This window comes from Rhodovastum atsumiense (genome assembly GCF_937425535.1).
GTDB lineage: Bacteria > Pseudomonadota > Alphaproteobacteria > Acetobacterales > Acetobacteraceae > Rhodovastum > Rhodovastum atsumiense.
In genome coordinates, this window is the sequence record NZ_OW485601.1 from 194,762 (window position 1) to 219,486 (window position 24,725).

Below are 24,725 nucleotides of genomic sequence, written 5' to 3' on the forward strand. Positions count from 1 at the left end.
CCGGCTGGACAGCGGGTGCATGACCGGACATGTAACGGACGTCATGCGATTCATTCCGACGGCGCTTGATGGCGCGTGGCTTGTGGAACCCGAGCCGGTTCACGATGCCCGTGGCTTTTTCGCCCGCAGCTTCTGTGTCCGTGAGTTCGACAGGCTCGGGCTGGAAACCCGCTTCGTCCAGCACAGCATCTCTTATTCAGCCCTGCGCGGAACGCTGCGCGGCATGCACTTCCAACGTTCCCCGTTCGGTGAAGTCAAGGTGGTGAGCTGTACCAGGGGAGCAATCCGGGACGTCATCATCGACCTGCGCCCGGACTCCCCGACCTGTTGCCGATGGCAGGGTTTCGAGCTGACGGCCGCGAACCGGCTTCGGCTTTACATCCCGAAGGGCTTCGCGCACGGCTTCCAGACCCTCGAGGACAAGACCGAGGTCAGCTACCTGATTTCGGAATTCTACGCCCCCGAGGCCGCCAGTGGCGTGCGGTTCGATGATCCGCGCTTCGGCATCACCTGGCCCCTCCCCGTCGCGGCCATCTCGGCCAGGGACACCGCCTGGCCCACCTTCGCCGGCCCCTGACGGTCAGCCGATCCACAGCCCTTCCAGCCGGATCTGCAGCCCGTCCTTGCCGCGATTGGCGTAGTTGACGAGGCCGCTGTGGCGCCACTGCAGCATGCACATGCGGGGCTGGAAGAAATAGCGCATGCCGATCCGGATATCCGCCCGGGTCTGCCGGACCAGTCCCTCGTAGCCTTCGGCGATGTAGTAGCCGATATCCTTGAAGCCGCTTTCACGCGGACCGAGCGGACCGGTGACGCACCAGACAATGACCCCGGTGCGGGCATCCACATCCATCACCACGCCACAATGCGTAATGGGACAGCCGCATGACATCCCCAGCGGCCGGCCGATCATCAGATCACCGACCGCCACCTCCATCTCACGGGTCAGCATCGGATTGTGCGGCAGGATGATTTCCCGCGGCCCCGGATCCTCGGGGAAATGCTCCAGATAGAAATCGAAGCCTCGCCCGAGGGAATCCTGCCAGGTCAATTCGGCCGCGTCTTGCACCGGGGATGCACCGGCCCCGGCCAGGCCGGCCACCGTCGGCGCCATCCGCTCCTCCGAGAGATTGATGCAGCGCCTGATCAGATCCGGCCGATCGGCCAACTGCCGGGCCAGGGCATCGCAACTGCGATAACCGCAGACGCCGCAATCGAGGCCGGGAAGCTCGGGTCCTTGCTCTTGTACCATGCCAATGGTTCCTTGTATCGCCGCCTCAGGCGCGGGCCGTGGCAAGGGGGCGCAGGCCGCCGACCAGCGCCGGCAGTCGCTCCAGCACGAGGTCCACATCCCCGGCGGTGTTGAAGCGGCCAAGCGTCAGGCGCAACGCGCCACGCGCGCGCAGGGCATCGAATCCCATCGCCTGCAGGACATAGGACGGCTCGGCCCCGCGCGCGGCACTGCAGGCGCTGCCGGTCGAGACCGCGATGCCCGCCTCGTCCAGCGCCAGCAACAGCCGGATGGCCTCGCCCTCCTGCCCGGCGAAACCGAGGCAGGCATGGCCCGGCAGGCGACGAAACGGGTCGCCGATCAGATAGGCCTGCGGACAGGCGAGACGAATGCCCTCGATCAGGCGATCGCGCAGGTGCACCAGGCGGGCATTGTCCTCGGCCATCTCGCTGCGGGCCAGTTCCGCCGCCCGCCCGAGGCCGACGATGCCGGCGACGTTCTCGGTGGCGGAGCGCAGGCCGTGCTCCTGTCCGCCGCCATGAATGATCGGCTCCAGGGTCACGCCGGTGCGCACATACAGCGCCCCGACGCCCTTCGGGCCGTGCAGCTTGTGCGCCGACACCGACAGCAGGTCGACCGGCAGGCCGGCAAGATCGAGCGGCAGCTTGCCGGCCGCCTGCACCGCGTCGGTGTGGAACGGGATCCCGGCGTCACGAGCGATCCGGCCGATCTCGGCGATCGGCTGCAACGTGCCCACCACATTGCTGGCCGCCATCACCGAGATCAACCGCGTGTGCGGACGCAGCGCCCGCCGCACCGCATCGGGATCGATCCGCCCAAAGCCGTCGACCGGGACGAAGCTCACGTCGACGCCCTGGCGTTCGAGGAAACGTGCCGTTTCGATCACGGCCGGATGCTCGATTACGCCGACCACCAGATGGTGCCGGCCGCTGCCGGACGCCTGCACGGTGCCGATCAGCGCCAGGTTGTCGGCTTCGGTGCCACTCGCGGTAAAGATGATCTCCTCGCGGCGGGCCCCCAGCAGCGCCGCCACCTGGGCACGGGCGGCCTCCACCGCGGCACGCGCCTCCCGGCCGGGCGCGTGCAGGCTGGACGGATTGCCGGCCATGCCACTGATCCAGGGGGCCATGGCCGCGCCGACCCGCGGATCGAGCGGTGTCGTCGCGGCGTTGTCGAGATAGGCCACCATGGCTACTCGCCCCGGTAGAAGGTCTGGTTCTCCAGGGCCCGCACCACGCCGAAATGCGCCTGCCAGCCGATCTCCTTCTTGCCCGCGCAGATCGTGCAGGTGCCGACCGGGGGATTACCGCGCAGCACCAGCTTGCCGGCGATTTCCGGGGTGGCGGCGACGGCAGCCGCCAGGGTGTCGATGCCGATGCCGTGCAGCGCATCGACCTCGCGAATGCGGACCTCCGGCGCCGCATCGAGGATGCGCGCCCGGAACACCTCCCGCTCGGCCTGTGAAACCCGGTCGATCTTCGTCACCACGGCGATGTCGGCCAGCGACAGCATCGGGCCGATCTTGCGCGGCAGGTTCATGCCGCTGGTCGCCTCCAGCACGATGATCCCCAGGCCGCCATCAACATAAGGCGAGCAGCGCAGGCAAAGACCGGCGGTTTCCACCAGCAGCAGGTCCGCCTTCACCGCACCGGCCCATTGCAGGGCATCGCCCAGCACCATGACATTGCAATGATCCGGGCAGAGCTCGCCGGAATAGACCTTGCGGGTGGGGATGTTGAACTCCCGCGCGAAGATCTCGTCTTCCTCGGCGAACTGCACGTCGACCTTGAGGAAGGCAACGGCCAGGTGCCGTCGCTGCAGATGCCGCACCACATGGCGCAGTACCGAGGATTTCCCGGTGGTGGCGGTGCCGGCACAGACAACGAGTTTCATGGCACTATCCCGCCTGCAAAACTGGCGACACGCTCGCCCGCGCGGATGCGCTCCCGCAACTCGGCCAGCGCGTCATCGAGCCGCCCGACCTGCGGCGCCAGTCGCCGCTCCTGCTCGTCGGTGTACAGCACCCGGTCGATCCGCCCGTCCCTGATCACCAGCCGGTAATCCGAGAGCAGGGCAATGCGCGGATCATGGGTGACGAAGACGAAGATCTTTTGGGAATTGCGCAGCAGTTCGAGCGCACGGGACCGGTTGATGCCGGCGTTCTCCACCTCGTCGAGCAGCACGATCGGGGTGTCGCAGATGACCGCTGCGTCGGCGATCAGCAAGGCGCGGGTCTGGCCACCGGAGAGCTCGGTCATCCGGCTCGAGGTCAGGATCGGTTCACCGGTCAACTGATTCGCAAAAATCAATGTCCGTTCCACCATGTCCTTGATCCGCTCGGCGGAGCCGTTGCGGACCGCGGCATGGATGTGCAGGAACTCGTCGACCGGCAGATCCGACAGGAAGGTGGTGTGCTGGGTGATCAGGGCAATCGGATTGTGTGCCGGGTCGTCGCGGTAGCGTGGCGACGGCGGCGCGCCATTGATCAGGATCCGGCGTCCGGTCGGCGTGTCACCATTGGCGAACAGCTCGATGTCGTTGATCAATGTGGTCTTGCCCGAACCAGTACGGCCGACCACGCTGACGACATCGCCGATCCGCAGATCCAGCCGATCGATGGAATCGGGCGTGCCATCGCGGCCATGACCACCCAGAATGGAAATCCGTTCAATCCTGGCCGTTTTTTCAGAGTCTGGAATGATAAGAGTCACCGGCCGGAACCCAACCTTCCATCGCCATGACAGGCAAAAAACTCAACAATGACGGCAGAGGCCGGGCGTTCACCAGCCCGGAAATGTAGAATAAATTGCATCAGGAACGACGACATTCACCGTCAAACCTCCATTCTCCGCCGCATGTATATTTTATCATAGCACTCGCACGAAAAGCGATTGTCTAAAATCCTATGTTACCATGGGCTTTCCGGCATGATTGCAGGCACCGGGGGCAGTGGAATCGAAAATCTCCGGTCAACGAAAATCCCGGCTTGCCGGCAGACGAACGGGCGATTGCACCGCATCCGCATTGGCGCTGGCCGTCTTCCCCCGCATCAACCCGGCCAGCAGCTCCGTGCGATCCTGCAGCCCGTGGCAGATCAAATGGATGATCGGCACCTCCGCCTGCTCCGCCTCGCGCTCGACCCGGCCTTCCGCGACCAGCAGCCGCGCGCCGATCAGCGCGGCCCGGTCACGGGTGGCGATATCGCCATGGACCACCAGATTGGCCTGCCCGAACTCGTCCTCGACGGTGATGAAGACGATGCCCCTGGCCGTGCCCGGACGCTGACGCATCAGCACCAGCCCGGGCAGGCGCAGCCGGGCACCGGCGCGTGCCGTCCGCAGCCGTCGCGTGTCGTCGCAGCCAAGCCGTTGCAGATCCTCACGCAATACCGCCAGCGGGTGCCGGCGCAGCGACAGCCCGGTGGCGCCGTAGTCCAGCGCTACCGCCTGCCCGGCAGTCTCCGCCGGCAGCGTCGCCGCAGCCTCGCGGAACAACGGCAACTCCCCCCAGTCCTCCGCCTCGCCGACGCGCCGCAGCAATGACGGCACGTCACGCTCGACCGCCCTTGCCTCCCACAACGCGCCACGACGGCCAATGCCCAGGCTGGCGAAGCCATCCGCCTCGGCCAGCATCACGATCGCCCGCCGGCTCACCCCGGCCCGCCGTGCCACCTCTTCCACGGATGCATACGGCGAGCCGTTGCCGAGCTGCCGGGCCTGGACGATCCTCGTTCCTTCTGCCTTCGACAGCCCCGCCACCAGGCGCAGGCCCAGGCGCAGGGCATGCCCGTCCGCACTGCAAGGCTCGGGTTCGAGCGTGCAATCCCACGCGCTCGCGTTCACATCGAGCGGCCGCACCAGCACGCCATGCTCGCTTGCGTCCCGCACGATCTGCGCCGGCGCATAGAAGCCCATCGGCTGGCTGTTCAGCAGTGCCGCCGCGAACACCGCGGGATGGTGGCATTTCAGCCAGGCCGAGGCATAGGCAAGAAGGGCGAAGGATGCCGCATGGCTTTCCGGGAAACCATAGGAGCCGAATCCCTCGATCTGCCGGAAGACCCGCTCCGCCAGGTCCGGATCGTAGCCGCGGGCGACCATGCCGCCGATCAGTCGCTCGCGATAGACGCCGATGCCCTGCGTGTATTTGAAGGTCGCCATGGCACGGCGCAGCTCATCGGCCTCGGCGGGCGTGAAGCGGGCGGCAACGATCGCCACCCGCATCGCCTGCTCCTGGAACAGCGGCACGCCCAGCGTGCGACCGAGCACCTTCTCCAACTCATCCGGAGGCCCGTGCTCCGGCGACGGCTTCGGATAGCTGACGACCTCCAGCCCCCAGCGGCGCCGCAGATAGGGATGCACCATGTCGCCCTGGATCGGGCCGGGACGGATGATCGCCACCTGCACCACGATGTCGTAGAAATCCCTGGGCCGCAGCCGCGGCAGCATGTTCATCTGAGCCCGGCTCTCGACCTGGAACACCCCCAGGCTGTCGGCCCGCCGCAGCATGGCATAGGTCACCGCGCAGTCATGCGGCACCCGGGCAAGATCCATCGGGATGCGCCGATGCCGCCACAACAACGCGAAGCCTCGGCGCAGGCAGGACAACATGCCCAGCGCCAGGATATCGACCTTGAGCAGGCGCAGCGCCTCGATGTCGTCCTTGTCCCATTCCAGCACGGTACGCCCGGCCATGGCGGCATTGCCGAGCACCGCCATCTCCGTGAGCCTGCCGCGGCTGATGACGAAGCCACCGACATGGGTGGCGAGATGGCGCGGGAAATCCTGGATCTCCTCCGCCAGCTCCAGGGCCAGGCCCAGCCGTCGATCGGAGGGATCGAGCCCCTCCGCCGTGGCGAGGTCGTGCAGACTCTGCTCCGGCCCCCGGCACGCCCGCGCCAGCCGGCCGGTGACGTCTTCCGACAACCCCAGCGCCTTGCCGACCTCGCGGATAGCGCTGCGACCGCGATAGCGGATCACGGTGCCGGCAATGGCGGCACGATCGCGGCCATAGCGGTCATAGATGTGCTGGATCACTTCCTCGCGCCGCTCGTGCTCGAAATCGACATCGATGTCGGGCGGTTCATTGCGGCTGGCAGAGACGAAGCGCTCGAACAGCAGATCATGCCGCGCCGGATCGACGGCGGTGATGCCGAGCACATAACAGATCGCCGAGTTCGCAGCCGAACCGCGCCCCTGGCAGAGAATCCCCTTGGCACGGGCAAAGCGCACCACCTCGTGCACGGTGAGGAAATACGGCGCATACCCCAGTTGCCCGACCAGCTCCAGCTCATGCGCGAGGCGCGCGGCGATGTCTTCCGGCACCCCCTCGGGCCACCGTGCCGCGGCCTCCGCCGCCACCCGGCCGGCCAGCGTCTGTTGCGGCGTGCGGCCGGGTTCGAGGATCTCGTCGGGATATTCGTGGCGCAACTGGTCGAGCGAAAAACCGCGACAGGCCTCCAGCACACGCACGGTGTTGGCCAGCGCATCCGGATGCGCGGCATAAAGCCGGGCCATCTCGGCCGGGCTTTTCAGGCAGCGCTCGGCATTCGGCTCGGCGGCGAAGCCGATCGCATCCACCGGAACGCCGAGCCGGATCGCGGTCAGCACATCGGCCAGCCGGCGACGCGCGGGATGATGATAGCGCGGATCGGTGGTAGCCAGCAGCCCGGCCCGCCCCGCCGCCGCCACCCCGGCGAGATCCCCAAGCCGGCGCCGGTCGTTGCCGTCATGCAGAAACGGCGCCGTGCAGAACAGCGGCAATGCCAGCAGCGGCCGCAATGCCACCGCATCCTCCCGCAGCCGCGCGGCGAAACCGGCATCGGGCCAGGGCGGCGCGATCAACGCCAGCACCCAGCCTTCGGCGTGGTCATACAGATCCTCGCGGCCGATGCGGCATTCCCCCTTCGGTGCCCGCATGCGGCCCAGCGACAGCAGGCGCGTGAGACGGCCATAACTCGCCCGATCCGTCGGCCAGGCCAGATAGGCAACGCCGTCTTCCAGTTCGAGGCGGGCACCGACCACGAATGGAAAACCCAGCGCACGGGCAGCGAGATGCGCTCGCACTACCCCGGCGAGACTGTTGCGGTCACAGACCCCGATCCCCGCCTGCCCTAGCGCGGCCGCAGTTTGCACCAGCTCGGCCGGGTGTGATGCACCATCCAGCAACGAGAAATTGGAACGGGCGCCGAGTTCGGCGAAACCAAAAGGAAGGCCAGGGGCTCCGCCCCTGGACCTGGCTGGGGCCAGCGGCCCCAGACCCCAGTTCGCGCTGCGCGGCAGGGGGGTCATGGGAAATGACCGTGCAGGAACCAATGGCCGGGCCGGACAGGGACACAGCCGATCCAGAGACGGGCACCGCTGACCAGCGACACGCGGTAATAGTCCCGCACCGGCCGGGCAGCCGACTCACGCCACCATTCGGGTTCCAGGCGCTCCGGGCCTTCCGCCCAGGCGACCGGATGCATCACACCGTCCAGGCACAGCCCTGCAGGTGGACCATCCGGCTTGGACAGCACGACCTGCAACGGCAACGGACGCGACAGCAGACATACCGGCCGCGCACGACGCGGCTCCGGTAACAGCGGAGAGACCGGATCGGAAGCGCCAACCCGCCGGACCGCCCGTTCGGGCCAATGGCTGGCAACAGGCATCAGGCGCCAGACCGCAACCCGCTGCGACAGGCGATCGAACAGGTTCGCCAGCGCCGCTTCGCTCCGGCCGGGATCCTTGCCGGAAACAGGAATGCCCTGTTGCACAGCGTCGAGCGGATTGGTCACGTCGGCCCGCAGCGTGAAGCGCTCGAAGCCGGCCCCCGGCTCCAGCCGCTCCAGCTTCCCGGCAAACAGGCGGCGCAGATGCGCGGGCTGGCGCGTGGGCCGGACCGTGCCGATGATCAGGTCCTGCACGTGATGGTCCACGCGGACGGCACGCAGCGTCACCTGCCGCGCCCCCTGCCCCGCCGCTTCCAGGGCCCGGCACAACCGGTCCAGCAATTGGTCCAGCGCGCGCTCGATCCCGGGACGGGTCAGCACCGGCTCGACGAAGTCCCGGGCCACCGCCAATCCAGGCGTGGGCCGCACCGGCTGCAGCGGACGGGACCGCGTACCGGCGAGCCCATCCAGCGCATCGGCCAGTTCCCGCCCGAAACGCCGCACCAACGGTCCGCGCGGCTGGCGCAGCACCTCGCCGACCCGCTGCAGGCCAAGCCGGTGCAGCCCGGTCAGGCAATCCGGATCCAGCCGCAACACCCCCAGCGGCAACGTCGCCATCGCCACCCGCTCCTTCCCCGGCGGCAGGATCGTGCCGTGCCGCCCGGCCCGCGCCAGCGCCGTGGCAACCGCCGCCACGCCGGCCAGCACCGCACGGGCCGTGAACCCACCCCGTGCGAGGCTGGCATGGATCTGGTCCAGCAGCGCCGCCTCCCCGCCGCAGAAATCGGTGCAGCCGGTCACATCCAGGATCAGCCCGTCCGGCGGATCGACCGCGGCCAGGGGGGTGAAGCGCAGCGCCCAGAGCGCCAGCCGCTCCAGGGCCGCCCGGTCCGCCGCCGGGTCGTCCGGCCGCAGCACCAGGGCGGGATGCATCGCCTGGGCATCGGCAAGCGCCTGCCCCGGCCGCAAGGTCGTGCCCGGCGCATCCACCGCCACCAGGCGCCGCTGCTGGCCCTGCGTCGTCCAGGTGGCGAGGGGCTGGCCTCGCAACGCCGGCTCGCACCGGCGCAGGCGATCCGTCGCCAGCCGGGGCAGGACCAGCGCCAGGAAGCGACGCTGGCTCATGAGGCGACAGGAAGGGCCGTCACGAGCGCGGGCCGGAGCCTGCGCTCCGCCGCATGCCATGCGAGCCGCCATTCCGCAGGCCGCCCCCCCGCCCCGCGCAACAGCGTCAGTCGCCAGCAGGGACGTTCGGGATCCGGCACGGCCTCCGCCGCCACGCGCCAGCGTGTGCATGCCACCGAAGGGTGGATCCTGTCGGCATCCGGCAACAGCAGCAGCCCGATCCCACCCCCGGCCTCGGCGGCCAGTTGCAGGCGACGGGTCGCGGTCATGTCGGGGGGATGGCCATCGACCATCAGCACGGCCCCGGCGACGGCAGGACAGCGCAGCGCCTCCTCCAGCGCCCAGAGCCCGTCCGTGGCACGGCCGGCCCGCACCAGCACCAGATCGGCGGGGCTCAGGCCAAAGGCGGCAAGCCCGGGCGGCCAGAGATCGGGCTCGGCGCCGATCCACAGCACCGGGCCGGCGGCACGGGCGAGCAACAGGCCACAGAAGCCGACAGCCGCGCCGCGATCGGCCGCCAGTACCTCGTGCAAGGCGGCGCGGGCAAGGCCGCCCCGGGGCAGGACCCTGTCCGCCTCGGCACAGACCGGAATGACACCCGCCGCCGCGGCGCCACCCCCTTCGAGGCGGGCAATCCGCGCCCGAAGCTGGTCCAGGACCGCGGCGCGGTCGGCAGAGGGGGGTGCTGCAACCATGGCCTGTATCGCCCTTGGGTTCATCGCTCACGGGAGATCCTAAACCCAGGAACCTGAACATAACAAGAACATTTCTGCCAGGTCACGACGCAGCGGGGGGCGCGTCCCTTCCCGGCAACATGCCGACCTCAAAACAATCACGGTGCAGGCGTGGCTTGACCCGGCTGTGCCGGGCCGGATCAATATCCTGAGCCGTCGTCATGAGACGGCATTGCGGAGAAAGACCATGACGGAGAAGATGCGGGGCTGGGGCCCGGCCACCTGTGCGCTGTACACCGGCGAGACCACACGGGGCGTGGGAGAGCCGGTCACGCCGGGCCCGGCGATGTCGGCGAGTTTCCTCACGCATCCCGATGCGGTCGGCTTCTCCGCCAACGACCTTGGTGCCGCGGCGCCGCATTTCTACACGCGCTGGAGCAATCCGACGGTCGAGTTGCTGGAGACCCGACTGGCCGCGCTGGAGGGCGGCGAAGCGGCGGTGGCCTTCGCCAGCGGCATGGCGGCGGTGAACGCCCTGTTCAGCGACCGGCTGGCCAGCGGCGACCATCTGGTGCTGTCCGATGTCTGCTATGCCGGCGTCGCCGAACTGGCGCAGGATACCCTGGTGCGGTCGGGCATCGCGGTCACGACGGTCGACACCTCCAACCCCGAAGCGGTCGCCGTCGCGCTTCGCCCCAATACGCGGCTGGTGCATATCGAGACGCCGGCCAATCCGATCCTGCGCCTCGCCGACGTGGCGGAGATCGCCCGCATCGTGCATGCCGGCGGCGCGGAACTGTCGGTGGACGCCACCATCGCCACCCCGCTCGGCCTGCAGCCGCTCGCGCTCGGCGCGGATTACGTGGTGCATTCGCTGACCAAGTATATCTGCGGCCATGGCGATGCGCTCGGCGGCGCGGTGATCGGCGGGGCCGAGCGGATGGCGGCGCTACGGCGCGGCAGCCTGATCCATCTCGGGGCCTGCCTCGCCCCGTTCCAGGCCTGGCTGATCCTGCGTGGGCTGGAGACGCTGGTGCCGCGCCTGCGCCTGCACGAGGCCAATGCGCGCGCGGTGGAAGCCTTCCTGGCCGACCATCCAAAGGTTCGTGCCGTGCACTGGCCGGGTTCGCCGCGGCATCCGCAGCATGCGCTGGCGCAGCGGCAGATGCGTGCCTATTCCGGGCTGCTGGCGTTTTCGGTGCACGCCGACGGTGCGGCACTGGCCCGGCGCATGGCGGAGCGGATGCGGGTGATTTCCTATGCGGTGTCGCTCGGCAAGACCAAGAGCCTGCTGGTCTACATCCCGACCGAGGACATCCTGCGTTCGTCCTTCCGCCTCACCGGCGCGGCGGCGCAGTCTTATCGTGACTGGACCGGCGAAGGCACGTTCCGTTTCTCGGTTGGCCTGGAGGATGCTGCCGACATCATCGCCGACCTGGAGGAAGCGCTCGGTTGAAGGCATGCCGCGCAGCGCTTATGGGGTGCAGGGGCCGTGTGGCCCCTGCCGGGTCCAGGGCAGAGCCCTGGCCTTTCTTCAAGCTGCTGCCTTCTCCGTAAGTACTTCGATAAACGCTTCCACCCTGGTCTTGAGCTGGCCGGTATCGCTCTGGGAGTAATCGGTGGCGAGTTCCAGCACCGGGATGCCGTGTTCCTGGAAGCGGTTGATGAAAAGGTTCTTGGTCAGCCCGTAGCAAGGGCAGAACTTCAGGTAGGTGTACAGCACCGCGTCGACATTGTACTCCTGCGCCAGTGCAAGGGAGGTTTCAATCCGCCGTTCCAGCGGAAACTGCCGTGCGCAGGGTGTCTGGTCGAGATAGGAATTGGCGAGTGCCTGCCAGGGATCGCCGGTTTCGTCGGTCTGGTGCAGGAACGGACCGAGGCCGCTGCAATGATCTTCAACGACGATGCGCGCGCCGATCTCTTCCTCGATCAGCTTGAGGATGCGGCGGTCGCCGTCGGCCACCACGCCGCCGCACATCATCAGGCGCAGCCGCCTTGTGCCGTCATCGGGCACGGCGGCGAGCCGGCGCTGCAGGTCTTCCAGCAGCGGCACCTGTTCCTCGGGTTCGAGGTAGAAGAACAGCCGGGTGATCTCCAGGAACTCTTCGCCGGTCACCGGCGGATTGTTGCGCTTGCGCAGGGCCGAGATCTCGCGCAGCAGCACGCGAATGCGATTGAACAGGCGGATCTGCGCCTGCACGTCCTCGTCGTGGATTTCCTTGCCGGTGAGCTTTTCCAGTTCCTCGCGAAAGCTCAGGATCTCGGCGCGGAAAAAGCGCCGCGCGCTGTCGCTGTCGGCGTTGCGGGGCACGATGAAGCCGCGCGAGGGCTTGTAGAAGCGGTCGATCGCCTGCGAGGTGGCCCGCATCGAATCGCAGGTGTAGAAGGTGAAGACCTGATCGATGGCGCGGGCGGCCGGGGTTTGGGTGGCGAACTGGCCGAGCACGCTTTTGGTGAAGTCGCAGAACACCGCCTTGGTGACGTGCTCGCCGCGGGAGACTTCCTCGGGGCTGCCGCATTTGAACAGGCGCTGGTAAGCGGCCCCGGAGGCACTGATCAGTTCCAGCGGGGTGTAGTTGCAGAGATAGCCGACCTTCTTCACGTCATCGCGGGCGATGAACTGCGCCTCGGCCTGGGCGATGCGGGCGGTCACGTCGGAGAGGTCGGCCCGCACCCCGCCGTCGCCGCGCCGAAGCACGCGGCGGCGTTCCTGCTGAAAGCGCTGCGCATAGACCGCGGCGCCGAGCGCGCCGGCATAGACCAGATCGAGCCGCGCCGGCCGGACCTTCAGGCCGACCAGCGTCTCCAGGGCGTGCTTCATGCCGACATTGTTCGACACCCCGCCGGTGAAGACGAGGTCATCCTCCAGCGGCACCTTGCTGACCAGGTTGCGCACCCGCCGCGCCGAGGCGAAATGCAGCCCGGCGGCGATGTCCTGGCGGCGCAGGCCGCGGGCGCGCAGGGAGATGATCTCGGACTCGGCGAACACCGTGCACTGGCTGGAGATCGCCGGCTGGGTCTCCGCCTCCAGCGAGGCCGGGCCGATCTCGTGGATGGTGTAGTCGAGCAGGCCGGCCGCCTTCTCCAGGAAGCGCCCGGTGCCGGCGGCGCATTTGTCGTTCATGATGAAGCGGACGACCTTGCCGGAGGACGGGTCGACCTGGATCGCCTTGGAATCCTGCCCCCCGATATCGACGATGGTGCGCGTGTTGGCGTTCAGCACGTGCGCGCCCATGGCGTGGCAGGAGATCTCGGTGACGATCTCGGTCGGGGTACCTTCGAAGCTCAGCGCAATGCGGCCATAGCCGGTGCCGACCACCTGCTCGATAGCATCGAGGCCGATGCCGGCGGTTTCCAGCAACTCTTCAAGCAGTTCCTCGGCGGTGGCCTGCATGCTGACGCCAGTGGCCACCTGCGCGGTGTACAAGGCGCCGTCATGCAGCAGCACCGCCTTGGCGCTGCGCGAGCCGATATCGACGCCGAGCACCGTGGCGGCGGTCAGCTCGCCGGCCAGGGCCGGGTCGACGACATCGCGGATGAGCATGGGTCGGTTCCCCCGGGTTGGGTCAGAGCGCGGCGCCCCGACTGATCTGCTGCGCGATCACCGCAGCGCCAAGCGCGCCGGCATAGACGGTGTCGAGCCTGGTCGAGGAGATCGGATGGCCGATCAGCTCCTCGAGCGCCTGCTTCATGCCCTTGTTGCTGGAAACCCCGCCGGAGAACACCAGTTCGGGCTCCAGCCCGATGCGGTTGACCAGGTTGCGCACCCGCCGCGCCGAGGCGAAATGGATGCCGGCAGCGATGTCCTCACGCGGGATGCCGCGCGCCTTGAGCGAGATCACTTCCGATTCCGCGAACACCACGCATTGGCTGGAAATGTCGACCCGGTTGGTGGATTCCAGTGCACGGTCGCCCAGTTCTTCCAGTTGGTAGCCGAGCAGCTCGGCGATCTTTTCCAGGAAACGGCCGGTGCCGGCGGCGCATTTGTCGTTCATGACGAACTCACGCACCCGGCCGTTCTCGGGATCGACCTTGATCGCCTTGGAATCCTGGCCGCCGATATCGATGATCGTCCGCGTGCCGGCATTGAGGTAATGCGCGCCCATGGCGTGGCAGGAGATCTCGGTGACCACTTCAGTGCGGACATCGTCATAGGCCAGGGCGATCCGGCCATAGCCGGTACCGACGATGGCGGCGATGTCGTTGCGCGGCAGGTCCGCGCTGCGCAGCAGCTTGCGCACCAGGCGGTCGGCGGTTTCCTGCGTGTCGACACCGCTGGCGGTGATGGCGGTGTGGATCTCGCCGCCGCCGACCAGCACCGCCTTGGCCTGGCGGGAACCGATATCGACACCGATCGCGGGGGCATCGCGCAGGTCGGCGACTCGTTCCGCGGCAATGGCTTCGCTGGCAATCATCTTCGTCACTCTCCGGGGTCTGGACTGGGCGGTCAGCGCGCCAGCATTTCGATGAAGGCGCGGATACGGGTCTGCAACTGGCCGGTCGGCGGGCCGACCTGGAACGAGCCCTCCAGCGACAGGGTCGGCACGCCCCGTTCCTGGAAGAAGGTGCTCTGGATTTCCCGATGGATGCCGCCGAAGGAGCAGCCGACATAGCCGTACAGCAGCACGCCGGTGGCACCGAACACCGGCAGCGAGTCGGCGACGCGCTGCAGGCGCAGCACCGGTGAACCCGAGACAAGGCCGGTGATGATGTGGCGCGCCATTGCCTGCAGCGGCGGCACGTCTTCCGGGATGTCGTAGGTCCAGTCGTCGGGCGTGTGCCAGGCGGTGATCGCGCCGCCCATGTCGTCGATCGTCTGGTAGACCCCGAATTCCTGGCCACGGCCGCCGAACCAGGCCAGCCGCACCAGCGAGCGATGCGCCGAGGGGATGATGTCGGCCGATTCCAGCTCGGCGGTCAGCGCGTCCAGCACCGCCTCGTACTGCTCGGGCTTGCCGAAATAATGGCCGCTGCCCATCAGCAGGTACATCGTGGCGAGGCTGCGGATATAGAGCGGGTTGCGCGACCGCAGGTCCAGGATGCGGCGGATCTTGCCGAGCACGCGGTTGAAGCGCCGGATCTCGACCGTGAGGCGGGCATCCTCGACCGGCTCCCCGTTGAGCCAGACGGTGAGCGCGTGCAGTTCCTCGGTCAGGAAATTCTCGATCAGCGCCACCCGCTCGGGGGTGTCGAAGGCATTGGGCCGGTTGGCCGCCTCGACGCGGAAGACATCGAAGCCCTGGGCACGCAGCAATTCCCAGCCGACATTCAGCGGCTCGCAGATGGCATTGTAGACGGCGATGCGCCGGACGGTGCGGTTGATGCGCAGGAACAGCTCGCCCAGCACCGCGCCCACCATCGAGCACGATTCCTTTGGTAGCTGGAAGAAATCCTCCGCCACCGTCATCGCATCGCTCGAGCCGAGGCGGCCGACCTCGGGCACCGAGATCGGGATGGTGTCGCAGGCGTAGAAGATCGGCGCCCAGGCCATCGCCCCGACCCAGGCGGCCCGTTGCCCGTCACGGGCCGCCGCCTCGGCGTCGTCGATATAGCTCAGCACCAGGTCGAACAGCCGCCCCACCGCCGGCGAGTAGCCATGGTCGCGCCGGGTCTGGCGGAGATAGGCGACCTGGCTTTCCAGTGCCTCACTGGTAGCGCGCGCGGCGGTATCGGCACCGCTGCCGATCCTGGCAAGGCCGAGCAGGTCGAGCCGCGCCGGCTGGCGCTCGATGGCGGGGGCAGTGTCGGGCATGGGAACACCTCTGCGAAACCCGGGGGCAAGCTGGTCGGGGAAAGCGCCGTCAGGTCAGGACACTTGCCTGTGCCGGTACTGCGGCAGGTGATCGCCCTCGTTCTCGCCACCGAGGATGCGGAAGGCGTCGTGGAAGGGCGTGCTGGCACCCAGCCCGCCATAAAGCTGGGCCGTCTTGTAGCCGTGGCGATGGAAGATGGTGGCGGCCTTCAGCGTCAGGTCGTAATGCCAGGCCGGTTCCGGCGAGCGGTGGCCTTCCAGGGCCGATCCCGGATTGGGGCACCAGGCCCCCGCGTAGCAAAGCACCCCATGGGCGGCGAGATATTCGACGCCCTGCAGGATGGAGTCCTTCGGCTCGATGCCGGCGACGATGTTGGAACGGACATTGCCGCGGCCGAACACCTCCGCCGCGGTCTCCAGCGCCTTCACCCAGTGTTCCCAGCCGCCGCAGCGCTTTTCCTTGCCGGGACAGATGGCGCGGAAGATGTCGCGGTTCCAGATTTCCAGGTTCATGGCGATGGTGGTGTAGCCGGCCTCGCGGTAGCGTTCGATCACGCGCAGGTCGAGCGGCGCGCCGATCACCGCGGTGCCGTGGATCTCGGCGACGCCGGTACGGGCGCGGATCTCGTCGGCCACGTCGAGGTAGTAGTCGACCTCGCGGCGCTCGGGGATGAAACCGCCGGTGATGTTGATGTGGTTGGCCAGCCCCCGGGCATGGGCCGCGGCGTAGACCTCGGCAACCTGCTGCGGCGTCTTGAGGAAGATCCGGTCGTGCCGGTAGGCATCCGCCGTCGAGTTGATGTTGCAGTACTTGCAGTCGTCGCCGCTGAGCTTGAGATCGCACTCGTTGCTGTAGCACACCTGGATGCCGCCTTCCGGGGTGAAGGCAGCGATGTGCTCGAAGCTCTCGCCGTCGCTGGTGTGCAGGCGCAGCAGGTCCGGGCGGCGATAGAAGGCAATGTCCACCAGCCGCTCGCCATCGCGGTACAGCACTGGCTTCCCGTCCTCGGCGCGCAGTTGAAAGCGGGACTCGGGATCCCAGCGGAACTGCGCGAACAGGCCGTGCGGCAGGTAGAAATTCGCCGGCAGTTCGACGTCGCCGTGGTGGTGGCGGTCCATGTCGAACAGCAGGTGGATCTGTTCGGCATATTCCGTGCCGATCGGGAACTGGCGCAGGTCTTCGGGGACGAAGCTGATGCCCTCGACGGCAAGGGCGATCTTCAGTTGCAATTCCTGCAGCAGGGCCCGCCGTGCGGCATCGTCTGGCGTTCGCTGCGAACGATCGGGCACGAGGGGCGGCACGGTGGCGATGTTCATGATCCGAATGTCTCCGGAAAGGGATGGCACCTCGGCAAAGGGTCGACGCGCGGCGTCAGCTCCGCTCAGGGGGCCGCGGCAGGGCACCGGGCTGCCTGAATGTTGGCCCAATGCCAGCAAGGAGCTTCATGAAACGACATGCCTTTGGGAATGCAGGCGACCGCCGGCACCCGATCCGGCGGCACCGGGTGCGCACGACGGTCCGGCTGATCGAACCGGTCATGCGACGGACCTTAACTCGCGTAATTTGGTGTGTAAATAAAAAATTACTTAGTTAATTGGTACAATGGCAGATCGCGCGGCCACGACGCCCGGTCGGTCCGGGCGCCGTGGCCACGCAACGGATCAGCCAAGTTCGTCCGGGCGCCAGGCAAGCGTCGCATGGCCTTCGAGGATTTCACTGACATGGCCGTCAACGGCATAGGGACGCAGCGCCGCGCGCACGTCCTCGGCCAATCCCTGCGGCGGCGTGTCCAGTTGGCCGCCCCAGGTCTTGGCGAAGGAATAGGCGCGGTCCACCAGCCGCTCGACCGGCGTGTGGCGCTGCTCCAGCACGCTGATGCGCTCGATATGGCGGAAGGCCGAGGCGAGCAGCACGGCATCGTGGTCGCTGGCAGCGGCAAGATGGCCGCGCGCCGGATCGGCGGCACCGTAACGCTCCACAACCGCATTGAACGCGGCATGCCAGGCATTGGCGATCAGGTTGGGCTGCAACGTATCGAACAACGCCACGGCCCCGCCCGCTTCCACTACCAGGTCCAGCCGGGCCAGCGTGGCGGAGCGATCCATCCAGTGGAACGCCCGCCCGATCGTCACCAACCGCACCGGCGCCAGCGCCGGATCCAGCGTCTCGGCGGTGCCGGCACGCCACACGATCCGCCGGCCGGCAGCGGCGGCGTTGCGCTCGGCCTCCGCCAGCATCGCCGGTTCGGGATCGATGCCGATCACCTCGGCGGCATGGGGGGCGAAACCGAGCGCCAGGAAGCCGGGACCGGTGCCGAGATCGAGCACCCGTCCCCGCTCCAGCCCGCCCACCAGCGTCGCGACACGGGCCAGCAGGCGCGGCGGATAATCCGGGCGACCACCGGTGTAGAATTTGGCCGGGCCACGGAAGCGACCAGGAAAGGTCTGGATGTCATCGGGCATGGAGGGTCTCCGGAGGAAGCCGGGCGGCGCTCCGCCATCCCGGCGGGGGCAAAAACAACTTTAGTCTGTCGTTATTTTACGCGATATACAATAAAATAACGTTGCAGGAACGCCCGTTGGGGCTTTGCCCCAAACCCGACCAGGAGGCTTTGCCTCCTGGACCTCCACCAAGGGCCAAAGGCCCTTGGATCCTATTCTTTTTCCTATGCGGCGAAGCGAGCGGCGGCGAAAGGGGCGATCGGCAGCGCCGTGCCGCCGTCGATCACCAGATCAGCCACGATCCCACCGACCACGGGAACCAGCTGGAAGCCATGGCCGGTGAAGCCCACGGCATGAACCACATCCGGCAGACGGGGCGAACGCTCGATGATCGGCAAAGCATCGGCGGTCGCCGCCTCGATGCCCGCCCAGATCCGCGCCACCCGCAACGGCCCGATCGCCGGGAACAGGTCGGTCGCCGCCTTCGCGCCACGCGCCACCACCGCTGCCCGCACCTCGCTGCGGCCGGTTTCCAGGTCAGGCACCCCCTCATGGCCGCCCCCGAGCAGCAAGGTGCCGCGATCGGTCTGCTTGAAGGACAGCTTCCGGCCATAGATGGACATCACCGGGCCGAGGAACGGCGCCACCTTCTCCGTGACGATCATCATCAATGCCTTCGGCCGCAGCGGCAGCGCCTCGCCCAGCATCGCCCCGATCCGCCCGCCCCAGGCCCCGGCCGCATTGACCACCGATCGCGCCGTGACCGCGAGCGCCCCCGCCTCGATCCGCCAGCATCCCTCCTCCCGGACGATGCGGGAGACCGGGGCGCCTTCGTGGATCACCACGCCCGCCGCCTCGGCGGCGCGCCGGAACGCCGCCAGCGTCCGATGCGGATCCGCCGCACCGTCACGCCGGCAGATCAACGCCCCGGCACAATGCCGCGCCAGCGCCGGCACCAGCCCGAACAGCTCCGCGGCGTCGATCATCTCCTCATGGTCGTAGCCGAGCCCCCGCACCAGCGCGGCGCGTTCGCGCAACGGGGCCAGATCGGCCGGATGCTCGGCCACCCGCACCATGCCATGCGCGTGGAAACCGCAATCATCGCCTACCAGCGCGCCGATGTCGCGCCACAGCCGGTTGGAAACCAGCGCGAGCGGAATCTCGGCCGGATCGCGATTGAGGATGCGCACCCCCGCCGCGGTGGCGCCGGAGGCATGCCGCCCGATCCGGTCCCGCTCGAACAGCGTCACCCGCACGCCGCGCCGGGCCAGATGCAGTGCCGCCGACAGCCCATGCAACCCACCGCCGATGACGACGGCGTCGGTGACGGCGCTCATTCGCCCATGTCCGCCAGGGCCGCGAGTTCGTCCAGGCTGATCGGGGCCAGCGGCGGGCGGACGCGGAAACTGCCGATCTCCGCCATCGTCGCCCCCTGGGTCTCGGCCAGCAGCGCGGACAGCGTCAGCCCGCATTGCCGCCCCTGGCACGGGCCCATGCCGCAGCGGGTGAATGCCTTGACCTGGTTCGGACCGGGCCGGCCGATCCGCGCCGCCGCCCGGATCGCCCCGGCGGTCAGGCCCTCACAGCGGCAGACCACGGTGTCATCGGCCAGCGGACGCGCCGGCGGCGGATACAGCGCATCCAGCAGCGGCCGCACCGCGAGCGCCCGTCCGAGCCCGGCCCGCACCGGCGCCGCCCGTCGCCGGGCAGCGGCCTCGTCCAGCCGCCCGGCCCGCGCGGCGATGCCGATCGCCGCCAGCCGTCCCCGCGCCAGCGCCGCCGTGGCGCCCCCGATCCCACCGAGATCGCCCGCCACGAAGATCCCCGGCCGCGACGTCTCGCCCAACGCCCCCAGGCGCGGTCGGAAACTGCCCTGCGCCGCGTCCCAGTCATGGTCGCAGCCCAGCAGCAGCGTCGGATGGATGGCGGGCACCACCCCCTCGTGCACCAGCAGCACCGCGGCCGGCTCGCGCCGCACCGCCCCTCCGGCGGCGGTGCGGTAACGCAGCCCGCACAGCCGGTCGTCGCCCTCGGCGGCGAATTCCCGCACCCCCGGCACGATGCGCACCCCGGCGAGACGCAGCCGCGCCAGCCAGCCCAGCCCGGCAAGCAGGTCGGCCACGCCGCGCAGCGCAGCGCCGGCCTGCCCGGCGGCGCGCCGCAGCAGCCCCGGCGGCGTGGTGTCGAGGATACCGGCCAGGTGGCCGCCGGCGCGCAGCACCTGCACCGCGTACAGCGCCACCAGCGGGCCGGAGCCGGCGATCCAGACCGGCCCCTCCGGCACCTGCCACGAGGTCTTCAGCAGGATCTGTGCGGCGCCGACGGTCAGCACCCCCGGCAGCAGCCAGCCGGGGAACGGCACCGGACGCTCCTGCGCGCCGGTCGCCAGCAGCACCGCGCCGGCCTCGACCACCTCGCTGCGCCCCTCGGCGGAAACGAACACCCGCCCGCCCGATTCGATCTGCCAGACCCGCGCCCCGGGCCGGTAGGCGGCACCGCTGGCACGGAAGCGCGCCACCACGGCGGCACCGGCGGCATAGGCGGCCCCCAGGGCGACCGCCTCGCCGGCCCGGGCCCGGCGCTCGATGGCGCGCCAGACCTGCCCGCCCGGTGCCGGCTGCTCGTCGATCACCAGGGTGTCGAGGCCGAGCCCGCGCGCCTCGATCGCCGCCGCCAGCCCGGCCGGGCCGGCACCGACGATCACCAGGTCGACGCGGCTCACTGGCCGATCTCCGGCAGGCCCGACTGGCGTTCCACCCGCATGCCCTCGCGCACCGTCACCTGGCAGGTGCGGACCGAAGGTGCCCCGTCCACCCGGGCGCGGCATTCGAAGCACGCGCCGGCCAGGCAATACGGCGCGCGCCGTGTCCCGTCGGCCTCGGCGCGGGCCCAGGGCTCGGCTTGCCGCAGCAACACCGCCGCCACCGTCTCGCCGGGCAAGGCCGGGGTGGGCACGCCGTCGATCAGGATCGTCACGGTGGCGGAAGCAGGATCAGACAGCGTGCGAAACATGGAAACGTCCGTGATGGAAGGAAGAAAAGACCGCCGGCAGCGCCCCGGCCGCCAGCGCCGTGGCCAGCTCGCCGGCATGCGCCGCCGCCAGCGTCACGCCGGAATGGCAGATCGCGACGAAGGCGCCCGGGCAGGTCGGTGATTCGGCATAGACGGGCGCGCCGTCGCGGCTGAGCACCCGCAGGCAGGCCCAGTGGCGGCGCAGCCCGACACGGGCGAAATCGGGGGAAATCTCCACCGCGCGGCGGGCGATCCGCGCCGCGGCGGCGACCGTCGCCGCGGCATCGCGCCCGACCGGCTCGTTGCTGGTGCCGAACTGCAGCGTGCCGTCGCGCAACTGGCGCACCCCGGTCGCGGGCAGGTCGAGCAGCGGCGCCACCGGCCCGGCCACCAGCATCTGCCCCCGCTCGGCCAGCACCTCCAGTTCGATCCCGAGCGCCTGCGCCAGCGGGGCCGTGCCCAGCCCGGCGGCGATCACCACACGTCCGGCCCGGCGCACGCCGCGCCCCGATTCCACCCGGAATCCCCCCGCCTCCGCCGCCACGGCGGTGACGGCGTCGCCGGTGGAGAGCTCCGCGCCCAGCCGCCCGAGCCCGACATGCAGCGCGCGCAGCAGCCGCAAGGTATGCACCGCGCCGTCGTGCCGGCCGAAACTCGCCCCGGCCACTGCCGGCCCCAGCCGCAGCCGCGGCAGCAACGCCGCCAGCGCCGCCCGGTCGATGATCTCGGCATTCACCGGGCCATCCCCACCTTCCGGCGTCAGCCGGCGGCGACGCTCCGCCAGCCCGGCCTCGCCCAGGCAGAACACCAGCCCGCCGCGCTGCTCCAGCTCTACGTCGATGCCGCTGAGGTCCTGCAGCTCACGGGCGAATTCGCTCCAGGCGGCGGCGCTGCGCTCGGTCAGCCGGCGATAGGCCGGCAGGCGCACGCCCTTGCCCTGCACCCAGACCAGCCCGCCATTGCCGCGCGCGGCCCGGAAATCCCCGTCGCCGCCGTCGAGCACCGCCACGCGCCGGCCCAGCCGCGCCAGCCCCAGCCCGATCGCCGCGCCGACCAGCCCGGCGCCGACGACAATGACATCGTAATCCCGGGACATGGCGTCACGTCCGCCGGCCGGCGCGGGGACGCCGCCCGTCGCCCCCGCAGGGCGGGCAACCGAGGCCGAATGGCATTGGGGGAAATCCTTAACTCACCGGTAGTACCGGGACCTTGATCACAATCGTGTTTCGTGCATTAACGCATACATCACGAATTCACCGTGATTCAAGCCGTCACCGCACGGCCCGCCGGAGAACCCGATGCCATCCATCAAGACCGCCGCCCTTGTCTCCCTGGCGCTGCTGGGGGCGGGCACCGCCGTCGCCGCCCCGCGCGCGGGCGGGCAGCTGGTCTATGCCCAGAGCTCCTTTCCCCCCTGCCTCGATGTCGCCCAGAGCGCCCGCGCGCAGAACGCCACGCGACAGATCCTGGACACGCTGGTCGAGCAGGACCGCACGACCGGCGCCATCCTGCCGTGGCTGGCCACCGCCTGGGAGTGGCGCGACGGCGGCCGCGAGCTGGTGCTGACGCTGCGCCGCGACGTCACCTTCAGCAACGGCGAGAAGCTCGACGCCGCCGCCGTCCAGGCCAATCTGGACACGCTGGCCCGGCTCGGCCGCGAGGGCCGCGCCAGCCAGGCGGCCGGCTATCTCGCGGGCTACCAGGGCAGCACGGTGATCGACCCCGCCACCGTGTCGATCCGGCTGGCGCAGCCGAAGGCGGGGTTCCTGCAGTCGCTGTCGGAAAAGACCATGGCGCCGCTGGCGCCGGAGACGCTGGCGAAGACCGCCGAGGCGCGCTGCGCCGGCGCCCTGATCGGCACCGGCCCCTTCGTCATCACACGGGTGGTGCAGAACGACCGCATCGAACTGGCGCGGCGCCCCGACTATGCCTGGGCCTCGCCGAATGCCGGCCATGCCGGTCCCGCCTGGCTCGACCGCATCACCTTCCTGACGGTGCCGGAAGCCAGCGTGCGCGTCGGCAGCCTGGTCAGCGGCCAGGTCGGCGCCATCGACGAGGTGCCGACCGACGCCATCCCCCAGATCGAGGCCGCCGGCGGGCGCATCATCGCCCGCACCGCCGGCGGCGTCGGCGTGACGCTCTATCCCAATGTCAGCCGCCCGCTGCTCACCGATGCGCGGGTGCGGCGGGCGCTGGTGATCGGCATCGACCGCCAGGAACTGCTCTCGGCGCTCTACACCAGCTATGACCACGCGGCCACCAGCGTGCTGTCCAGCACCGTGCCCGGCTATGTCGATCTCAGCGACAAACTCGCCTATCGGCCGGACGAGGCCCGCCGGCTGCTCGATGCGGCCGGCTGGACGCCAGGCCCGGACGGCATCCGCCGCCGCGACGGCCAGCGCCTCAGCCTTGAGGTGATCTGGAGCTTCCCGGGCTTCACCCCCGACCTTGAACTGGTGAAGGAGCAGCTTGCCCGCATCGGCGTCGAGCTGCGGCTCGGGCTGCGCACCGACGCCGAGATCGGCGGCATCATCCGCGCCGGCCGCTTCGACCTGCGCATGGCCGACCTGACGCGCCCCGATCCGGACGTGCTGCTCTCCACCTTCTCCAGCCGCTACGCCGCCGGCATCACCGCCCCGCGCCCGGAACTCGATGCCCTGCTCGACCAGCAGAGCCTGGCCATCGACCCCGCCGCGCGCACCGCGCTGGTGCGGCGGATCCAGGAGAAGATCCTCGACGAGGGCTACGGGATTCCGCTGCGCGAGAGCAGCACCATCCTCGCCACCGTGCCGGGGCTGGAAGGGCTGTGGCTGTCCACGCCGCGCTGGCCGGTGTTCCACGACGCCCGCTTCACCGACTGAGGCGGCCATGCTGCGCTACCTGGCCGGGCGCCTCGGGCAGGCCGTGTTCGTGGCCTGGGCGGCGTTCACCGTGACCTTCGTGATCCTGTATGTGATGCCGGAGGATCCGATCGCCATCATGCTCGACATGCGCGGCGACGGGTTGCTGGCCAACCCGGCCCAGGTGGCGCTGTTGCGCGCCGAGCACGGCTTCGACCAGCCGGTGCCGCTGCAGTACCTGCACAGCCTGTGGCGCGCCCTGCACGGGGAGTTCGGCACCTCGATCCAGCTTGGCCAGCCGGTCACCACGGCGATCGCCGCGGCGCTGCCGCACACGCTGGCGCTGGCGGGGCTGGCGCTGGGACTGGCGCTGACCGGAGGCATCGGCCTGGCGCTGCTGGCCACCTGGACCCGGCAGCGCTGGCTGCGCGAGCTGCTGCTGGCCCTGCCCGGGCTCGGCGTCAGCGTGCCGGCCTTCTGGGTCGGGCTGGTGCTGCTGCAACTGCTCTCGTTCCGCTGGCATCTCTTCCCGGCCATGGGCAATGCCGGCGCCGCCTCGCTGGTGCTGCCGGCGGTGACGCTGGCGATCCCCACCGCCGCCGGCGTGGCCCAGGTCCTGGCGAAAAGCCTGCAGGCCACCTGGGCGCAGGCCTATATCGCCACCGCCCTCGCCAAGGGGGCGTCCCGGCCGCGCGTGCATCTGCGCCATGCCTTCCGCAACGCGCTGATCCCGGCACTGACCCTGTTCGGCCTGTCCGTCGGCCACCTGCTCGGCGGCTCTGTGGTGACGGAGACGGTGTTCTCCCGCACCGGCATCGGCCGCCTGACCGAATTCGCCGTGAAGACCCGCGACATCCCCCTGGTGCAGGGGCTGGTGGTGCTGTCCACCGTGGTGTTCGTCGCCGCCAACCTCGTCGTCGACCTGCTCTGCCCGCTGATCGATCCGCGGTTGCTGCGCGGCGGGCGCCAGCCGGGCTGA

General features: G+C 69.4%; 20 protein-coding genes. 4 read left to right on the top strand and 16 right to left on the bottom strand.

The genetic code is table 11. The annotated features are described in order from the left end of the window. The first annotated feature begins 19 nt into the window (after window positions 1–19). Window positions 20–577, top strand: coding sequence for a dTDP-4-dehydrorhamnose 3,5-epimerase (rfbC, locus tag NBY65_RS00795; RefSeq protein WP_250265609.1), 558 nt, complete (start codon window positions 20–22; stop codon window positions 575–577). A 3-nt stretch (window positions 578–580) separates the two neighbouring features. Here rfbC and NBY65_RS00800 read toward each other — a convergent pair whose 3' ends face one another. From NBY65_RS00800 to NBY65_RS00830, 7 genes are all read right to left on the bottom strand, one after another. Continuing rightward, window positions 581–1,252 (bottom strand): (Fe-S)-binding protein, encoded by a 672-nt coding sequence (locus NBY65_RS00800; RefSeq protein ID WP_150040972.1) that lies wholly within the window; start codon window positions 1,250–1,252, stop codon window positions 581–583. Between the two features lie 25 nt (window positions 1,253–1,277). Further along, window positions 1,278–2,441 carry a cysteine desulfurase family protein gene (locus tag NBY65_RS00805; protein WP_150040973.1) on the bottom strand — a complete coding sequence of 388 codons (1,164 nt, stop codon included), beginning with the start codon at window positions 2,439–2,441 and terminating at the stop codon, window positions 1,278–1,280. A 2-nt stretch (window positions 2,442–2,443) separates the two neighbouring features. Further along, window positions 2,444–3,145 (bottom strand): GTP-binding protein, encoded by a 702-nt coding sequence (locus NBY65_RS00810; RefSeq protein ID WP_150040974.1) that lies wholly within the window; start codon window positions 3,143–3,145, stop codon window positions 2,444–2,446. Beyond that, on the bottom strand, window positions 3,142–3,963 hold the full coding sequence (locus NBY65_RS00815; RefSeq protein ID WP_239002795.1) for an ATP-binding cassette domain-containing protein: 822 nt from the start codon (window positions 3,961–3,963) through the stop codon (window positions 3,142–3,144). The genes NBY65_RS00810 and NBY65_RS00815 overlap by 4 nt, the downstream gene beginning before the upstream one ends. Before the next feature lie 258 nt (window positions 3,964–4,221). After that, complete coding sequence (locus tag NBY65_RS00820) at window positions 4,222–7,497, bottom strand: error-prone DNA polymerase (RefSeq protein WP_239002800.1); 3,276 nt, start codon at window positions 7,495–7,497, stop codon at window positions 4,222–4,224. 38 nt (window positions 7,498–7,535) lie between these two features. After that, complete coding sequence (locus tag NBY65_RS00825; RefSeq protein ID WP_150040976.1) at window positions 7,536–9,026, bottom strand: Y-family DNA polymerase; 1,491 nt, start codon at window positions 9,024–9,026, stop codon at window positions 7,536–7,538. Further along, window positions 9,023–9,721, bottom strand: a complete 699-nt coding sequence (locus tag NBY65_RS00830) for an ImuA family protein (RefSeq protein WP_150040977.1) — start codon at window positions 9,719–9,721, stop codon at window positions 9,023–9,025. The genes NBY65_RS00825 and NBY65_RS00830 overlap by 4 nt, the downstream gene beginning before the upstream one ends. Window positions 9,722–9,947: 226 nt before the next feature. On the opposite strand from NBY65_RS00830, the gene NBY65_RS00835 reads away from it, so the two are divergent. Continuing rightward, on the top strand, window positions 9,948–11,156 hold the full coding sequence (locus NBY65_RS00835; protein WP_150040978.1) for a trans-sulfuration enzyme family protein: 1,209 nt from the start codon (window positions 9,948–9,950) through the stop codon (window positions 11,154–11,156). A 78-nt stretch (window positions 11,157–11,234) separates the two neighbouring features. On the opposite strand, the gene NBY65_RS00840 is transcribed toward NBY65_RS00835, so the two are convergent. The 9 genes from NBY65_RS00840 to NBY65_RS00880 all read right to left on the bottom strand — a co-directional run bounded on the left by NBY65_RS00840 (window position 11,235) and on the right by NBY65_RS00880 (window position 22,002). Then, window positions 11,235–13,244, bottom strand: coding sequence for a 2-hydroxyacyl-CoA dehydratase (locus NBY65_RS00840; RefSeq protein WP_150040979.1), 2,010 nt, complete (start codon window positions 13,242–13,244; stop codon window positions 11,235–11,237). Window positions 13,245–13,266: 22 nt separating this feature from the next. Continuing rightward, window positions 13,267–14,115, bottom strand: a complete 849-nt coding sequence (locus NBY65_RS00845) for an acyl-CoA dehydratase activase (RefSeq protein ID WP_150040980.1) — start codon at window positions 14,113–14,115, stop codon at window positions 13,267–13,269. Between the two features lie 32 nt (window positions 14,116–14,147). Then, on the bottom strand, window positions 14,148–15,452 hold the full coding sequence (locus tag NBY65_RS00850; RefSeq protein WP_150040981.1) for a 2-hydroxyacyl-CoA dehydratase family protein: 1,305 nt from the start codon (window positions 15,450–15,452) through the stop codon (window positions 14,148–14,150). 54 nt (window positions 15,453–15,506) lie between these two features. Then, window positions 15,507–16,769 carry a radical SAM protein gene (locus tag NBY65_RS00855; protein ID WP_150040982.1) on the bottom strand — a complete coding sequence of 421 codons (1,263 nt, stop codon included), beginning with the start codon at window positions 16,767–16,769 and terminating at the stop codon, window positions 15,507–15,509. A gap of 345 nt (window positions 16,770–17,114) precedes the next feature. Then, window positions 17,115–17,915 carry a class I SAM-dependent methyltransferase gene (locus NBY65_RS00860; protein ID WP_150040983.1) on the bottom strand — a complete coding sequence of 267 codons (801 nt, stop codon included), beginning with the start codon at window positions 17,913–17,915 and terminating at the stop codon, window positions 17,115–17,117. Between the two features lie 203 nt (window positions 17,916–18,118). After that, window positions 18,119–19,231, bottom strand: coding sequence for an NAD(P)/FAD-dependent oxidoreductase (locus tag NBY65_RS00865; protein ID WP_150040984.1), 1,113 nt, complete (start codon window positions 19,229–19,231; stop codon window positions 18,119–18,121). Further along, window positions 19,228–20,616 carry an FAD-dependent oxidoreductase gene (locus NBY65_RS00870; RefSeq protein WP_239002796.1) on the bottom strand — a complete coding sequence of 463 codons (1,389 nt, stop codon included), beginning with the start codon at window positions 20,614–20,616 and terminating at the stop codon, window positions 19,228–19,230. Before NBY65_RS00870 ends, NBY65_RS00865 begins: the two co-directional genes overlap by 4 nt. Further along, the gene (locus tag NBY65_RS00875) at window positions 20,613–20,906 is read right to left on the bottom strand and encodes a (2Fe-2S)-binding protein (protein WP_150040986.1); all 294 of its coding nucleotides are present in this window, start codon (window positions 20,904–20,906) and stop codon (window positions 20,613–20,615) included. The genes NBY65_RS00870 and NBY65_RS00875 overlap by 4 nt, the downstream gene beginning before the upstream one ends. Beyond that, window positions 20,887–22,002 carry an NAD(P)/FAD-dependent oxidoreductase gene (locus NBY65_RS00880; protein WP_150040987.1) on the bottom strand — a complete coding sequence of 372 codons (1,116 nt, stop codon included), beginning with the start codon at window positions 22,000–22,002 and terminating at the stop codon, window positions 20,887–20,889. Before NBY65_RS00880 ends, NBY65_RS00875 begins: the two co-directional genes overlap by 20 nt. A 202-nt stretch (window positions 22,003–22,204) precedes the next feature. Here NBY65_RS00880 and NBY65_RS00885 point away from each other — a divergent pair, with 202 nt between their 5' ends. Continuing rightward, complete coding sequence (locus NBY65_RS00885) at window positions 22,205–23,767, top strand: ABC transporter substrate-binding protein (protein ID WP_150040988.1); 1,563 nt, start codon at window positions 22,205–22,207, stop codon at window positions 23,765–23,767. A gap of 7 nt (window positions 23,768–23,774) precedes the next feature. Then, window positions 23,775–24,725, top strand: a complete 951-nt coding sequence (locus tag NBY65_RS00890) for an ABC transporter permease (protein WP_150040989.1) — start codon at window positions 23,775–23,777, stop codon at window positions 24,723–24,725.

Coding starts and splice junctions, on each gene's coding strand:
- NBY65_RS00855 (WP_150040982.1), bottom strand. CDS start 16,769: ATGAACATCGCCACCGTGCCGCCCCTCGTGCCCGATCGTTCGCAGCGA.
- NBY65_RS00850 (WP_150040981.1), bottom strand. CDS start 15,452: ATGCCCGACACTGCCCCCGCCATCGAGCGCCAGCCGGCGCGGCTCGAC.
- NBY65_RS00835 (WP_150040978.1), top strand. CDS start 9,948: ATGACGGAGAAGATGCGGGGCTGGGGCCCGGCCACCTGTGCGCTGTAC.
- NBY65_RS00805 (WP_150040973.1), bottom strand. CDS start 2,441: ATGGTGGCCTATCTCGACAACGCCGCGACGACACCGCTCGATCCGCGG.
- NBY65_RS00860 (WP_150040983.1), bottom strand. CDS start 17,915: ATGCCCGATGACATCCAGACCTTTCCTGGTCGCTTCCGTGGCCCGGCC.
- NBY65_RS00810 (WP_150040974.1), bottom strand. CDS start 3,145: ATGAAACTCGTTGTCTGTGCCGGCACCGCCACCACCGGGAAATCCTCG.
- NBY65_RS00890 (WP_150040989.1), top strand. CDS start 23,775: ATGCTGCGCTACCTGGCCGGGCGCCTCGGGCAGGCCGTGTTCGTGGCC.
- NBY65_RS00845 (WP_150040980.1), bottom strand. CDS start 14,115: ATGATTGCCAGCGAAGCCATTGCCGCGGAACGAGTCGCCGACCTGCGC.
- NBY65_RS00840 (WP_150040979.1), bottom strand. CDS start 13,244: ATGCTCATCCGCGATGTCGTCGACCCGGCCCTGGCCGGCGAGCTGACC.
- rfbC (WP_250265609.1), top strand. CDS start 20: ATGACCGGACATGTAACGGACGTCATGCGATTCATTCCGACGGCGCTT.
- NBY65_RS00865 (WP_150040984.1), bottom strand. CDS start 19,231: ATGAGCGCCGTCACCGACGCCGTCGTCATCGGCGGTGGGTTGCATGGG.
- NBY65_RS00880 (WP_150040987.1), bottom strand. CDS start 22,002: ATGTCCCGGGATTACGATGTCATTGTCGTCGGCGCCGGGCTGGTCGGC.
- NBY65_RS00885 (WP_150040988.1), top strand. CDS start 22,205: ATGCCATCCATCAAGACCGCCGCCCTTGTCTCCCTGGCGCTGCTGGGG.
- NBY65_RS00875 (WP_150040986.1), bottom strand. CDS start 20,906: ATGTTTCGCACGCTGTCTGATCCTGCTTCCGCCACCGTGACGATCCTG.
- NBY65_RS00825 (WP_150040976.1), bottom strand. CDS start 9,026: ATGAGCCAGCGTCGCTTCCTGGCGCTGGTCCTGCCCCGGCTGGCGACG.
- NBY65_RS00830 (WP_150040977.1), bottom strand. CDS start 9,721: ATGGTTGCAGCACCCCCCTCTGCCGACCGCGCCGCGGTCCTGGACCAG.
- NBY65_RS00800 (WP_150040972.1), bottom strand. CDS start 1,252: ATGGTACAAGAGCAAGGACCCGAGCTTCCCGGCCTCGATTGCGGCGTC.